The sequence below is a fragment of the Parabacteroides sp. ZJ-118 genome (assembly GCF_011038785.1).
GTDB lineage: Bacteria > Bacteroidota > Bacteroidia > Bacteroidales > Tannerellaceae > Parabacteroides.
In genome coordinates, this window is sequence record NZ_JAAKDT010000014.1 from 45134 (window position 1) to 61103 (window position 15970).

Genomic DNA, 15970 nt, shown 5'->3' on the forward strand with positions numbered 1-15970 from the left:
ATGGCTGAGAGATACCCGCCATCTCGCTTTCTTACCTTATATTAAATGACAACTGTCATAACCGGCTAAAAACATCTCCATTCTTTCAGTCCTACGCTCCTGTCGCTCACTATGGGCGGATGAGGTTGTCGTGCGACCGGGTTCGGTTGCAAAAAACTCAATATTTTTTTTAAGATCCATCTCCGCAAATACATTCATCAGAAAGCAGGAGCCCCTTTACAGCTTCCTAGCGTTAGAAGGGATTTTCGTTTCTACTGTTTTTTCGCCAACACCTCCGGTTAACACTTTTTGTTTTTAATTTAGTTCTCCATGCTAAATATGCGTAATTTTAAGACATAAGTCATAAATTTTTTTTATTACCAAATCACTTGTTTTACACAAAAATACCTCTATATTTGCCGAGTAACCATTAAGGAATGTGGTTATCGCCAAACTGACAATTAAGTATTGCAGATGTTATCCGTGGATTTCGATTGATAAGGTAATTGGATATTCACAATAATTAATACATAATACGCCGTGTATTGATTTAGTTCCTCGGATACTACATGGATTCATTTTTTGACAATAATTTCTTACAATAAACTATTTACTAACAAACTAAACAAAAAGCATGTGTCTATGAAAAAGTTGACTTGTCTTTTACTATGCTTATTCGCTAGTATGGCGTTTGCAACAGCTCAGACCACGAGGGTAACCGGAACGGTTATCTCGGCGGAAGATGATGCTCCTATCATCGGAGCCTCTATCGTAGTAGCGGGTACTACTACAGGTACAGTAACGGATTATAACGGGGCGTTCGCCTTGGATGTCCCTTCCAGTGCCAAAAAACTAATCATCTCTTACATCGGTATGAAATCCGTAGAAGTAACGATCAAACCGATAATCAGTGTCCACATGGAATCCGACTCACAGGATTTGGATGAAGTCGTGGTGGTTGGATATGGAACCCAGAGGAAAAAAGATGTAACAAGTGCTATCTCCAAAGTGGGAGGCGAGGATTTAAGCAATTTGGCGACAGCGTCTTTCGACACCCAACTAGCCGGGCGTGCCGCCGGAGTGCAGGTTACGACTCCCAGTGGTGTACTGGGAAGCGGGCCTCAATTCCAGATCCGCGGCATGAGCACGATCAGCTCCAGCTCGCAACCGCTGTTTATCGTAGATGGTATGCCGATCGCCGTAGGAGATAACTCCAATGGCAGCACCGGTTTGGGTATGTCTTACGCTTCCTACAATGCCATGTCCGATATCAACCCGAACGACATCGAATCCATCGAGATCCTAAAGGATGGTGCAGCCACCGCCATTTATGGATCCCGCGCGGCAAATGGCGTTGTTTTGATCACCACCAAAAAAGGTTCTAAAGGGCGTACTCAAGTGACATACGATGGCTACGTGAGCGCGGCCAGCGCGGCGAAATTACATGATCTTTTGGGAGCGAGAGATTTCGTGACTATCGCTAATGAGAAACATGAGAACTGGGGAGAAAAAGGCCAGGCTGTTTACGACCCGAACGGACCGGACACGAACTGGAATGATTACATCTTCCGCACAGGCTTCCAGCACAACCACAGCGTGTCCGCCAGTGGTGGTACGGATAAGAGTCAATACTACGTATCTTTCGGTTTCACGGAACAAGAAGGTATCGTTCGCGCCAACGATTTGAACCGACTGAGTTTAAAGGCAGACTTGACACAACAGGCCACAAAATGGTTGCGCATCGGGCTGAACGGCCAGATGACCCGAACCAAAATCAATGGAGTCATGAATGGAGAGAATTCCCTGGGAGGTGTAGGTTTCGCCGGTCCCCGTATGTTACCTAACGTATCGGTATTCAACCCGGATGATCCGACAGGATATAATATTGACGCGGAAAACCGCAAGACATTAGGAAGAGGCTGCAACCTCTCCTACATCGATAATGGTATCCAAAACATCGTTTGGGCCTTGGACAACAACGTGAACCGAACGACGAACACCCGTGCGTTAGGGGGAGGCTGGGCCGAGATCACATTTATAGACGGATTGACATTGAAGACCCAGGCCGGTTTAGACATTTCTAACGTTAAAGACTTTATGGTATGGAATCCCGAATCAGGAGACGGATACGGCTATGGTGGCTTATTGGATGAGACAAACACCACCTATACAAACTGGAACTGGCAGAACGTATTGAACTTCAGCCGGACATTCAACGACTTGCACAACGTATCAGCGACAGCGGTACAAGAATACACCTATTCGGAACGCGAGTACACCGATGCTACCGTACAACAATTGTCCGATATATTCTTTGCCGATCACATCATTTCCAATACATTCGGCGAAAAATTCGTATATGGAGGCAAAACCTACATGGGACTGGCATCTTATATGTTCCGTGCGAATTACAATTATGACAGCAAATACTATATAGGCGCATCCATCCGTACGGATGGTTTGTCCAGTCTTCCGAAAGACACCCGTTGGGGTACATTCTGGGGAGCATCAGCCGCATGGCGTATTTCCCGCGAGAAATTCTGGAGCGAATCACCCATAAACGAATGGTTCAACGACTTACGTTTGCGTGCCAGCTACGCGGCGATCGGTAATTCCGACTTAGGCAACCACTTCCCGTATCTAGGGACTTATGGAGCGAAACTTACAGGCCCGAATGCCGGTATCGCATGGAACCGTATGGGTAACAGCCAACTTAAATGGGAAACGACCGAGACTTTCGATATCGGCTTGGATGGCTCTTTCTTCAACAACCGGTTGACCTTTGAGCTGGCATATTGGCAGAAAAACTCCAAAGACCTCGTATTGGAGGTTCCTACCGCACCAACCGCGGGTATTCCATACAACTCCTATTACGACAACATCGGCAAGATCAAAAATTCCGGTATGGAATTGAGCGTCAACGCGACGATCATCGCCACGAAAGACTGGAACTGGCAGACCAATTTCAATTTCTCGACAGCGAAAAACACGGTCAAGAGCCTGTACCAAGGAACTGATATCATCGATGCGTACACGATCATCAAAGAGGGTGAATCCTATCGATCCTTGTACGGATATGACTATTACGGCGTAAACGCGGAGAACGGCAACCCGATTTGGTCAAAAGCCGATGGCTCATTGGTGCAATTCGATACGTTTGGATCCTACGACTATGCGGAATACGATCCGTCTAACCCATCCGATGTATCCAAGGCATCCTCCCTAGAGGCCAGCGACCGTAAGATCCTGGGCTCATCCATGCCTACTTGGTACGGAGGATGGAATAACACGGTCACATACAAAAACTTCGATCTTAACATATTCTTCCGCTTCTCCGGAGGTAACAAAATCATGAACGCATCTCGTCAAAGCACATTGCTCAATATGCAATTCAGCAACAATGGCACAGAAATACTTGGGCGTTGGGTATCGAAGGAGCAACCGGGAGATGGCATAACTCCTAAAATCGGCTATGGAGACGAGAACCGGCTATTCAATGACGGATATACGGATTCGCATTTCGTTGAAAGCGGAAATTACCTAAAACTTGCCACGCTGGCTTTGGGTTATACCATCCCAAGATCCATCGTATCCAAATTGAATATGACAAAAATCCGTTTTTATGTTCAAGGGCAGAACTTGTTCACGATCACAGGTTATTCCGGATTGGATCCTGAGACAAACTCTCGTTTAGGTGTAGATTGGAACGGTATGCCACAGCAACGTTCTTTCACTTTTGGAGCGAACATTACATTCTAATTTTACAAACCAAGAAAAGTTACAATCATGTTATACAATAAATTATACAAAAGCATCTCAGTAGCCGCACTAGGGATAGCCCTATTCTCGCTACCACTGTTCACCGCCTGCGAAAGCGATGTCGTAGACCTTGAACCTGTAGACAAATTCTCAGAGTTAACCGCATTCGGGACACCGGAACGCTGTGAGCTATCCGTAATCGGGGCCTATGACGCGGCGCAATGTGGCATGTATGTCAATACGGGTAACGGTTGGCAACGCGGGTATCCATTCGGGGCAGCCAGTATTCTCCAAGGAGAAATGCGTGGAGAGGACATGAATCTGACCGCCGTATTCTATGATATCACCTATTCGGCGACCTACAACCCGACTACCGCCAATAACGTGGCGATGTGGGAGACTTCTTTCGAGGCTATCAATCGCTATAACACGGTATATGCGGGAATCGAGGGTGCGGTAGCCGAAGGAGTCATCTCCGAAGAAAAAGGCAATCAGTACAAAGGGGAATGCTTGTTCTTACGGGCGTTAACCTATCACAACCTAATGATCCATTTTGCGTTGCCTTACAATGTAGAAGGCAACAACAATTATGGCCTGCCTCTTTACACAAAAGCGGTAAACGATCCCAGCCAGCTAGAGGAGCAGCAAAGTATAGGCCGTTCTACCGTAAAGGAGACTTACGAGCAAATAGTAAGCGACTTGAACAACGCGGAGAGCATGCTTCCCGACGTTATCGACGCGGATAAAATAGGACGTGCCAGCAAAGGTGCCGCTATAGCGTTGAAAACACGCGTGTACTTGCACATGCGTGATTGGAATCAAGTGATTACGGAAGCTAAGAAACTGGAAGGAGGACGTTTCAAGCTGGAAGCAGACCCGGTTACGCCTTTCGTCTCTTACAGTAACAACGCAGAGTCTGTTTTCTCCATCCCTAACGACTCCCAAGATAACGGATCCGTGAATGGAGCCATGTCTTCCATGATGTCCGCCCGCGATGGTGGTCGAGCGATGTGCCCGACATCCCCAACCCTTTACAATTCCAAGTTCTGGAAAGGAGATGACAAACGTCGTAATCTCTTGCTCTATCGTCCGTCAGACGATTATTACTTCTGTGATAAGTACCGGAATCCGCAAACACGCGAGGAATACGCTCCGATTCTCCGCTACGCGGAGGTATTGCTGAACGAGGCCGAGGCCGCCGCTCGTACCGGCAACAACACCCTGGCATTGGAGAAATTGAACCAAGTCAGAGATCGTTCATTAGCCGATCCCGCCACGCAAGCTTATAAGGCGAGCGACTTCGCAAACACAAAAACACTGGTAGAGGCAATCCTTTGGGAACGGCGCATTGAGTTCCAAGGAGAGGGACGTCGCTGGGAAGATATCCATCGTTTAGCGGCAGACGATCTATGTCCGTCGGGCGGTATTCCCGCAAAGATCGAGTACAACAACACGAAAGGACAGGGAGCCTTTGTCGTAGGTGGAGAAGTGAAAGCTGAATGGTTCAGTAACAGCAAGAAGTTCATCCCATACACGGATAAACGCTTTATTTGGCCGATTCCATTGAATGATATATTAAGAAACCCCACGCTGGCCGCACAACAGAACGCAGGCTGGTAAGTATATAGACACACTCTTATTTTTCACTATGTAGGGGGACTTGAGAGGACGAGACCGGGAGGTTTCGTCCTCTTTTCTTTTAAAACGTATTGGCATAATAATTCACGGGAAATCATTATCTTTGCACCCTCTAAAAGAGGCTTTTTCGTTATTTCGTGACAAATACTAATAAATCAACGATATGATTCTATTCTTTCAATCTTCAACAAAGACGGTGCTGGCTGTAGAGGCCGCGCACACTTTCTCTCCTGAAGACACTCAAAAACTGGTTTGGTTGTTTAGCGAGGCGGCTCCTGTTCAAGCAGAGACATTGGAAGGCTGGTACGTAGGGCCACGCCGGGAAATGATTACCCCGTGGAGTACGAACGCCGTTGAAATTACCCAAAACATGGGCCTGACCGGTATTTCCCGTATTGAGGAATATTTTCCTGTTTCTTCCGGCGACGCGGATCACGATCCGATGTTGCAACGCATCTACAATGGCCTGGATCAAGAGATCTTCACAATCAGTAAAAAACCGGATCCTATTGTCTATATTGAGGATTTGGAAGTGTACAACCAACAAGAGGGTTTGGCACTAAGCCAAGAGGAGATCGCTTACCTGAACGAAGTAAGCCGGAAGTTGGGACGTAAGTTGACAGATAGCGAGGTGTTCGGTTTCTCTCAAGTAAACTCGGAACACTGCCGCCATAAGATATTCGGAGGTGTATTCATCATCGACGGCGAGGAAAAAGAAAGTTCCTTGTTCAACTTGATCAAGAAGACTTCCGCTGAGAACCCCAACAAATTGGTTTCCGCTTATAAAGATAACGTAGCGTTCAACGAAGGACCGACGGTAGAGCAATTCGCCCCCCTTTCCGGTGACAAACCTGATTTCTTCGCGGTAAAAGACATCAAGACGGTTATCTCCTTGAAGGCCGAGACGCATAACTTCCCGACAACCGTCGAACCGTTCAACGGTGCCGCTACCGGGACAGGAGGTGAGATCCGTGACCGTCTGGGCGGTGGCAAGGCATCCCTGCCGATAGCGGGAACAGCTGTCTATATGACTGCTTACCCTCGTACGGAAGGTACTCGCGAATGGGAGAAAATCCTGGACCCCCGTCCTTGGTTATACCAGACTCCGGAGCAGATCTTGATCAAGGCCTCCAACGGCGCTTCCGACTTCGGCAATAAATTTGGCCAACCGCTTATCTGTGGTTCTTTATTGACTTTCGAGCACACGGAGAACGATAAGAAATACGCTTATGACAAAGTGATCATGCTTGCCGGCGGTGTAGGCTTCGCGAATATGCGCGACGGATTAAAAGGGGATCCGCGACCGGGGGAGAAAGTGGTTGTAATCGGTGGCGATAACTACCGTATCGGTATGGGCGGCGGGGCCGTCTCATCCGTAAACACGGGACAATACACGAGCGGTATCGAGCTGAACGCCGTACAGCGAGCAAACCCGGAGATGCAGAAACGTGCGGCCAACGTGATCCGTGCGATCGCCGAGTCTGACGAGAACCCGATCGTCTCTATCCACGACCATGGCGCGGGTGGACACCTCAACTGCTTATCCGAGTTGGTGGAGGCTACCGGCGGACACATCGATATGAGCAAATTGCCAATCGGCGACCCGACTCTTTCAGCGAAGGAGATCGTAGGGAACGAGAGCCAAGAGCGCATGGGCTTATTGATGAAAGAAGAAGATGTAGCCCGTGTAAAACGTATCGCGGATCGTGAACGTGCCCCGATGTATGTGGTAGGCGAGACTACTGACGACATGAAGTTTGTCTTCGAACAGGCAGACGGCGTGAAACCCATCGATATCAAGCTGGAATATATGTTCGGTAAACCGCCCAGAACGGTTATGACCGACCATACGGTCACTGAATCTTATCAACCGGTTGTTTATAAAGAATCCGAGCTTCACCATTATTTGGAGAACGTGCTTCAATTGGAGGCCGTAGCCTGCAAGGATTGGTTAACAAACAAAGTAGACCGTTCCGTAACCGGTAAGATCGCCCGCCAGCAATGTCAAGGTGAATTACAATTACCGTTGAGCGACTTAGGTGCCGTAGCGTTGGATTACCGCGGGAAAGCAGGTATCGCTACCTCAATCGGCCATGCTCCTCAAGTAGCCTTGGTTGATCCGGCCGCCGGTTCCGTTATGGCAATCGCCGAGTCATTGACCAACATCGTATTCGCTCCGCTGACAGAGAAGTTGGAGAGCGTATCCTTAAGCGCCAACTGGATGTGGCCGTGCCGCAACGAAGGCGAGGACGCCCGTCTGTACACAGCCGTACAAGCCGCATCCGACTTCGCTTGCAGCTTAGGTATCAATATCCCGACCGGCAAGGACTCTTTATCCATGACGCAGAAATACGGTGACGATAAGGTGATCGCCCCGGGTACGGTGATTATCTCTGCCGGCGCGGAGGTTAGCGATATCAAGAAAATCGTCTCTCCGGTAGTAGCTCAAGACAAGAACACATCCATTTATTACATAGACTTCTCTTTCGATACCCTGAAGTTAGGAGGTTCCGCTTTCGCTCAAGCGCTGAACAAGCTGGGCAACGAGGTTCCAACCGTGAAAGATCCGGAATATTTCCGTGACGCTTTCAACGCCGTACAAGACGCGATCGAGAAGAGGCTCATCCTTGCCGGACACGATATCTCGGCGGGAGGTATGATCACGACCCTGTTGGAGATGTGCTTCGCCAACGTAGAGGGTGGTTTGGATGTCAACTTGGATAAGATTCCCGAGAGCGATATCGTAAAGATCCTGTTCGCCGAGAATCCGGGTATCTTGGTTCAGGTAAAAGACAAGAAGGCATTCGAGAAGTTGATGGAAGAGGCAGGCGTAGGTTTCGCCATCATCGCCAAACCGACCGACGAGCGCCATGTATTGGTATCGAAAGACGGCATTCAATATCACTTCGGCATCGACTATATGCGTGACGTATGGTACGAGTCTTCTTATAAGCTAGATGTAAAGCAGAGCGGTAGCGTTTGTGCCGGGAACCGTTTCGAGAACTATAAGATGCAGCCCGTACAGTACAGGCTCCATAAGGACTTTACCGGAAAACTTTCCTCTTACGGACTCTCGGCGGAACGCCGCACCCCGAGCGGCATCAAGGCCGCGGTAATCCGGGAGAAGGGTACGCAATGCGAACGTGAGACAGCTTATGCCCTGTATCTGGCAGGTTTCGATGTGAAGGATGTCCACATGACGGACTTGGCTAGCGGCCGCGAAACGCTGGAGGATGTAAACTTCATCGTATTCTGCGGCGGTTTCTCCAACTCCGATGTATTAGGCTCCGCCAAGGGCTGGGCCGGTGGTTTCTTGTATAACGAGAAAGCCAAGAAAGCGATCGACAACTATTACGCGCGTAAAGATACGTTGAGCATGGGTATCTGTAACGGTTGCCAGTTGATGGCCGAGTTAGGCTTGGTTTATCCGGAGCACGAGAAAAAGCATAAGATGGTCCACAATGATTCCCATAAATTCGAGTCTAACTTCGTTAGCTTGGAGATCCCGAAAAACAACTCCGTAATGTTCGGCTCCTTGAGCGGCACGAAGTTGGGTGTATGGGTAGCGCATGGTGAAGGTAAGTTCGAGTTCCCATACGAGGAGAAGGAGTACAACATCATCGCCAGATACAATTACGACGGCTATCCCGCCAACCCGAACGGCTCTCCCTGGTCTGTTGCCGGTGTTTGCTCGAAGGACGGCCGCCATTTAGCCATGATGCCTCACCCCGAACGTGCGATCTTCCCTTGGCAGTGTGGTTATTACCCCGCCGACCGTAAGGAGAACGACGAGGTCACTCCATGGATCGAGGCGTTCGTGAACGCTCGCAAGTGGATCGAGAATAATAAGTAAAATAACAGGGGTTGTTTTTAGCGTTCTTTGAGCCTTAAAGACAACCCCTGTTTCTATCTCTTCTTAAAAAATATCCAAGCCGGCGCGGAGAGATCACCAGTAACTATTACTTTATACCACCGTAATATCCCTGCAATACCCGGCCAATACCTTTGCCTCCGAAATCAATAGACAAAGAATTTAATCGCAGAATCATGGAAAAGTTATTTAAGATCAGAATCTTTACGGTGGTATTCTTTTTAGCCGTAGCTTCTATGGCGGCGAACGCTAAAGAGAGTAAGAAGGGAAGTGACAACTATCACGCAAAGCAAATTCTCATCGTAGGTTTGCACGATAACGTAAAATCGAACTACTTCTACAACGGGATGATCGCTGAAGAGACCGGCATGAAAGCGGATAGCATCGACCAAACGTATAATACGATCATCGCCGAGAATATCGCCGCGTCCGTTAAAAACGGAGATTGTAAGTTTATCCCGGCAAACGCTGCACAAGTGACCGGACAAGTACTGAATGAGATCAAGGTAAACGGGGAGAACGAGGATTGCTATTCCGATCTTTCAGCCGTGCCGACCGAAGAGCTGCAAAAGGTATTGGATAATGCCGACGCTGATTATCTGCTCGTATTAAACCAGCATTACCTGAAATGGCAAGACCAACCGTTGCGCACACTGTTCCATATCGTCAGCTATACCTTATTCGATAAAGATAAAAACGAGGTATATCGGGGGAATAACTTTTTTACCTGCATGAATCTTGAGAATCCGGATAAGCTCAGAAAGAGCAGCCGCAAGAGTTCATCCAAGATAGCATCCAGCATTATCAAGACTTTGGACGAGGACTAACCTTTTCTTCTTTATAGACACATTCATAATTTTCTCGTTAAGCCTAATGAATATCCTTCATTAGGCTTTTTTTCTTTATTTAAACCTACATACGGATGTAATCTCTTTGCAAAACCAGACACTTACTTTTGCGCCGAAAAAGGTATTTAGGTTTAATTTTAAAAAGATTATTATGATGATGATTAACAAACGCATTACATGCAGATTACTTGCCTGTTTGTTATTTTTTAGTTGCTTACCGGCTCTCCTATTCGCACAAGGGACGCAAGCCATTATCACGGGAACGGTCGTGGATAATACAGGGGAATCGGTGATTGGAGCCACGATCCAAGTCAAGAATGAATCTACCGGATTCTTCACAGGCTCCATGACGAACGAGAAAGGAGAATATACCATCAAACAGCTTCCGTTAGGTTCTCCTTATACCGTTACCGTCTCTTATATCGGTTATGGAGAACAGAAAAAGACCGGATACGCATTGAACCAAGGAGATATGCTTCGAGTGGATTTCAAGCTGGCGGAGGAATCGGTGGAGATCCAAGCTGTCGAGGTGGTCGCTAATTCTTTGAAGAACACGGTCCCGAAGATCGGTGCGGCAACATCCATCTCCGCTCAAAATATCACGAAGCTTCCGGTAAACGGTCGTAACTTCACATCCCTGATGGATCTCTCGCCATTGAGTAGCGGGAAAAATATCGCCGGACAATTATCCTCCTCGACGAATTACACCATCGACGGTATGACGGCGAAAGGAACCGTAGCGAGCGGAACGACTGCCGGCGCTTATACGATATCCATGGAAGCCGTCCGCGAGTTTGAGGTGGTAACCAACCAATATGACGTGACCAACGGACGTTCCGGAGGCGGTACCGTGAGCGCTGTCACGAAATCAGGAACCAATACTTTCACCGGAAGTGTATTCGGGTTCGGTCGTGCCGACTGGTTATCCAGCTCCTACGATATACGCGGAAATAAAACGACTTCCGATTTCTCTACCTATCAATATGGTTTCTCTTTGGGAGGCCCGATCGTGAAAGACCGTGCGCACTTCTATGTCGTGTGGGATCATCAACAGGATTCCCGTCCGATTTATATCGCGGATATCAAGACGGCGGAGGACGAGTCTCGCTATAATGTCACTCAATCTACGCTAGACCGTTATCTGGATATCGCCCGCACCAAATACGGAGTCTCGAATGATCCTCAATTCGGGGAGTTCGGCAAGAAGAAGCAGACGAACGCAGTCTTCGCCCGTATCGACTGGCAGTTGAACGCGACCAACTTGCTGACCATCCGCAATAATTTCATCAACGAGGATAATAAACAAAGCGAGAGCGATAACTCCAGCATCAATCTTTACGAAGTTTGGATCGATCGCAAATCGCATAACAACAGCTTACTCGCTACCTTACGCTCGGTATTAAGCCCAAAGCTAACCAACGAGTTGAAACTTCAACATTTTTTGGTTTACGAGGCCACGACCCCAAACAAGCAATTGCCAAGCTCCAATATCCCAAGAGCAATCGTAGAAAACGTAGAATCCATATCCGGCGACAAGAGCATGTACACCTCCATCCAACTTGGAGGTCAACGCTACGCACCCGAGCATTTCAAGGATAATGTGCTTCAATTGGTAGACAATATGTATTACAATACGGGTCGTATCAACTATACATTCGGGGCGGACTTCATGTACACGAATATGAAGTCACTCTATGGCAGTGAGATGAACGGACGGTTTTATTTTACGGGACTGGATAATTTCGAGAATATGACTCCTTACCGTTATGCCCGGGAAATCGCCTTGGTAGATGATCCTACGGTAAAGATGAACACCTTGAACTCCGCTATTTACGGACAACTACAAACGAAGCTTTTCACCGGGTTCGAGGTCATGGCAGGTATCCGTGCGGACTATACCCGCTATTTCAACCACGCGAACTTCAACCAGACCGTTTATGACGAACTTGGCTTGCGTACGGACAACATAATCTCCACCTTCCAGTTGCAACCCCGCGTTCAATTCACATGGGACGTGAATGATAAACATCAAGATATTATCCGCCTTGGCGCCGGTATCTTCGGTTCGGATCTGAACAACTATTCCATGATCAACAATATGCTGTTCGACGGCACGAAGGTAGCGTCCGTGGACATACAAGGTAATTTGGTTCCGACACCGAATTTCCCGGCATACCGCGAAGATCCTTCTACCGCCCCGGGCGTTGATTTATTCAACAACCCGAACATCCAAAAGATCAGCACGATCAATATGAATAGCGAGGACGCCCGTGTACCGGTAGTCTATAAGTTGAACGCCAGCTACACGCATTTCTTCTCCGATCGTTTGCGGGTAGGTATCAGCGCTTACGCCAACTGGGCGCGCCATAATTACATGTACGTAGACCGTAATATGGTGGATGAGCCCTACTTCCGTATCGCCGCCGAAGGGAATCGCGGCGTGTTCGTCCCCGCCGAGAGTATCAACACCAAGAACGGAGCGACCGACTGGATGCAAGGACGTAAGAGCGAGAAGGTAGGCCGTGTGCTGGAATTAATCAGCGATGGAAAAATCAACCAATATGCGTTTGTCGTAGACGGAACTTGGCGTTATCTCAGGGATGGCGAGCTTTCTTTCAGCTATACATGGAACGATTCCAAGGATAACACCTCATACAACGGAAACGTAGCGAACACCGCGACCCTATCCTTGATGGTAAAAGATGATCCGCGCGATTTGAGTACCATGACCTACTCCGACAACCAATTCCGCCACAAGGTCGTATTCTACGGTACGGCTCCCTCTTTTTGGGGAATCAGCGTAGGCTTGCGTTTCTCCGGGATCGGCGGGACCCGCTACTCTTTAGCGGTCAGCGGTAATATGAACGGCGATTTCGTATCATCCAACGACTTGGCTTACATCTATGACCCGAACGATAGCAATACACCTCAATATCTTCGCGAGGGTATCCAAGCGATCTTGGACAACCCGAAAGCGGAGAAGAGCGTAAAAGATTATATCCGTAAAAACTACGGGAAGGTAGCCGAGCGTAACGGTGGCGTAAATGGCTTCTACGGTACATTCGATTTGCGCTTGAACAAGAACTTCAAGATCTATAAGACCCATTCCATCGAGGCATCGGTAGACTTCTTCAATTTCCTGAATATGCTAAACAAGGACTGGGGTGCCGGGCATAACCTAGGCAAGCAGAATATCTACTCCATCAAGAGTTTTGACGCGGAGAAGAAGCAATACGTATACAACGTAAACAAAAACACGGGTGTATCCAGCATGAACGGAAACCCTTGGCAGGTTCAAATCGGTATACGTTATAAATTCTGACGAACCCATATTCAAATCATAAAAAAGAATCAAGATGAAGAGACAATTCTTATCATTCACACTTTTGCTTGCGTTATCCACTTGGGTAGCGCAAGCTGCTACCGTAAGGGGTACCGTATCCGATACGGCAGGCAAACCGCTACAAGGAGTAGTCGTTACGGATGGTTATAATTTCACGCAAACCAATGCGCGGGGAGAATATAGCCTGGATTCGAATCCGGACAAGAGCCGCTTTGTCTACCTCTCCGTACCGGGCGACTATGAGATCGGACAAACAAAAGGTATACCCGATCTTTTCTATCAGCAGCTTGATAAAAGCAAGGAGATCCATGAACATGATTTTACGCTCACCCCAAGGAAACAGCCAATCGACGGATTTGTCTACTTGGCGATCTCCGATCCTCAGACCATCGACGAGCAGCAGATGAAACGTTTCCGCGAGGAGACCATCCCCGACTTGAAACAGACGATCGCGCGTTATCAGGGGAAAGAGGTCTATGGTATGGCGCTGGGAGACATTACTTGGGATCGCATGGATTTATTCACTCCCTATAAGGAAGCGGTCTCGGTCTTAGGCATCCCGATGTTCTCCGTGATCGGCAATCACGACCACGACTTACGTTACCCGGCCCTATCCAATCAAACGGTAACCGAGGAGAGCTACGCGGAGCGTATCTACGAGGATCATTTCGGCCCTTACAATTATTCGTTCAACGTCGGGGATGTACACATCATCACCTTAAAAGATATCGATTATTATAAAGACAAGAAGTATGACGAACGCTTCGGGAAGGAACAACTGGAATGGCTGAGAAACGACCTGAGTTACGTCAAACCCGGTACACTTGTATTTATCAACGTACATGCCCCGGTATTCAACCGGACGGATGGAGGAAGAGGGAACGCCGAGGACGCTGAGAGCCTGAAAGAGATCGTCGCCCCTTACAATGTCCATATCTTCGCCGGGCATACGCACTTCTTCGAGAACAACCAAGTCACACCGAATCTGTACGAGCATAATATCGCGGCCGCTTGCGGAGCTTGGTGGGCCGGGCATGTAAACCGGTGCGGCACCCCGAACGGTTATCTGGTCGTTGAGGTGAAAGAGAATACCGCTACTTGGTATTATAAGGCGACCGGCCATGATCCGGATTATCAATTCAGGGTTTATAAGCCGGAGGAGTTCAAATCGCAAGCGGATTACCTCGTGGTGAACGTATGGGATTGGGATCCGACCTACCAAGTTACATGGAGCGAGAACGGCGTTGAGAAAGGTCGCATGGAGCAATTCGATGACGAGGATCAAGACTATATCGACATGCACGGAAAACCTTCCGGGTATCGTACACCGCATTTGTTCCGTTGCCACCCTTCTGCCGGAGTCAAAGAGGTACAGGTCAACGTTATCAACCGATTTGGCGAGACCTTTACTAAAAATGTAACACTCCAGTAATCGAATCGTAACAAGTGGCATTTACTTTTGCGGCGATAGTATGAGGAAAACTCCCATTATACATTGACTTTAGAATCATTACAAAGGAACAAACCAAACCTTATTCCTAACTTTAGACGGCAACTCGGCTTTCGGCGGAAGGCGGTTGCCGTTATTTTTTTTGTAGGTATAACGGATGGGAACCGCATGAGCCGGAAGTCGAAAGAGAAAATTTGCGCATGGCAAGCGGCATTCTTCCCAACCGGTTTCAGCGAGGGGTTACAGATTGAGGTTGGCAGGTATCGAACAAACGAGGAACATATCGTTTCCGGGATGTTCGGTCGCGAGAAAATCCATTATATTGCCCCTGCACCGGAACGTGTAGAGATGGAAATGAAACAGTTTCTCAATTGGTTCAACAGTCAGGAAAATGTAAATTCAGTTATCCGGTCTGCCATTGCGCATTTCTGGTTTGTCAGTATTCATCCATTTGAGGACGGGAACGGACGATTGGCACGTATACTTTCTGATATGCTACTGGCTCGTGCCGACAAGAGCGAGTTCCGATTTTACAATATTTCCTCGCAGATAAACAAGGATAAAAAACACTATTACGCTATTTTAGAAAAGACGCAGCATGGCGATGGTGATATCACTGAATGGATATGTTGGTATGCCAATACGCTGTCTGTTGCACTCGACGAAGCCGGAAACAGCGTCAGCACTATCTTGAACAAAAGTTCCTTTTGGCAAAGGGCTTCGTCCATTCCACTAAGCCAAAGACAAACCGATATGTTGAACTTATTTCTCGACGGTTATGAGGCTAAAATAACGTCCAAGAATTGGGCAACGTTGGCTAAATGTTCCAAAGACACAGCGATACGAGATATTCAAGACCTTGTAGAAAAAGAGATTCTTCGAGAGGATATTCCCGGTGCTAAACGTCCGAGCTATTCCATTATATACGATCCCTCTCATTAGAGAATGCGGGTTGGATGATCTCTAAGCCCGCATTTTTCATACCCTGCGGATTTACGTTTAGAAACATTAAGGGAAACGCGGTACATAAGATACGCGTTTCCCTTATTTCTTTCCCGCCCTCCTTCCTCACGGAGGTAACG

6 protein-coding genes and 1 pseudogene are annotated in these 15970 nt (G+C 47.9%); all 7 read left to right on the top strand.

Translation table 11 applies throughout. The features are described 5' to 3' along the window. Positions 1 to 621: 621 nt before the first annotated feature. Positions 622 to 3738: a TonB-dependent receptor gene (locus G7Y39_RS05760; protein ID WP_165155951.1), complete on the top strand. Its 3117-nt coding sequence runs from the start codon at positions 622 to 624 to the stop codon at positions 3736 to 3738. Between the two features lie 27 nt (positions 3739 to 3765). Next, positions 3766 to 5358, top strand: coding sequence for a RagB/SusD family nutrient uptake outer membrane protein (locus G7Y39_RS05765; protein WP_165155953.1), 1593 nt, complete (start codon positions 3766 to 3768; stop codon positions 5356 to 5358). A gap of 181 nt (positions 5359 to 5539) precedes the next feature. Beyond that, positions 5540 to 9229, top strand: coding sequence for a phosphoribosylformylglycinamidine synthase (purL, locus tag G7Y39_RS05770; RefSeq protein ID WP_165155955.1), 3690 nt, complete (start codon positions 5540 to 5542; stop codon positions 9227 to 9229). Between the two features lie 194 nt (positions 9230 to 9423). After that, on the top strand, positions 9424 to 10074 hold the full coding sequence (locus G7Y39_RS05775; protein ID WP_165155957.1) for a hypothetical protein: 651 nt from the start codon (positions 9424 to 9426) through the stop codon (positions 10072 to 10074). Positions 10075 to 10246: 172 nt separating this feature from the next. Continuing rightward, a complete protein-coding gene (locus G7Y39_RS05780; RefSeq protein WP_165155959.1) occupies positions 10247 to 13417 on the top strand; it encodes a TonB-dependent receptor in 3171 nt (1056 codons plus the stop codon). 34 nt (positions 13418 to 13451) lie between these two features. After that, positions 13452 to 14870 (top strand): calcineurin-like phosphoesterase C-terminal domain-containing protein, encoded by a 1419-nt coding sequence (locus G7Y39_RS05785; protein WP_165155961.1) that lies wholly within the window; start codon positions 13452 to 13454, stop codon positions 14868 to 14870. A 198-nt stretch (positions 14871 to 15068) separates the two neighbouring features. Next, a pseudogene (locus G7Y39_RS05790) lies at positions 15069 to 15818 on the top strand (Fic family protein); the annotation flags it as partial. Positions 15819 to 15970: the final 152 nt, after the last annotated feature.

What these genes read in the sequence shown, in the direction of transcription:
- G7Y39_RS05765 (WP_165155953.1), top strand. Translation starts at nt 3,766, where the DNA reads ATGTTATACAATAAATTATACAAAAGCATCTCAGTAGCCGCACTAGGG.
- G7Y39_RS05775 (WP_165155957.1), top strand. Translation starts at nt 9,424, where the DNA reads ATGGAAAAGTTATTTAAGATCAGAATCTTTACGGTGGTATTCTTTTTA.
- G7Y39_RS05760 (WP_165155951.1), top strand. Translation starts at nt 622, where the DNA reads ATGAAAAAGTTGACTTGTCTTTTACTATGCTTATTCGCTAGTATGGCG.
- purL (WP_165155955.1), top strand. Translation starts at nt 5,540, where the DNA reads ATGATTCTATTCTTTCAATCTTCAACAAAGACGGTGCTGGCTGTAGAG.
- G7Y39_RS05780 (WP_165155959.1), top strand. Translation starts at nt 10,247, where the DNA reads ATGATGATGATTAACAAACGCATTACATGCAGATTACTTGCCTGTTTG.
- G7Y39_RS05785 (WP_165155961.1), top strand. Translation starts at nt 13,452, where the DNA reads ATGAAGAGACAATTCTTATCATTCACACTTTTGCTTGCGTTATCCACT.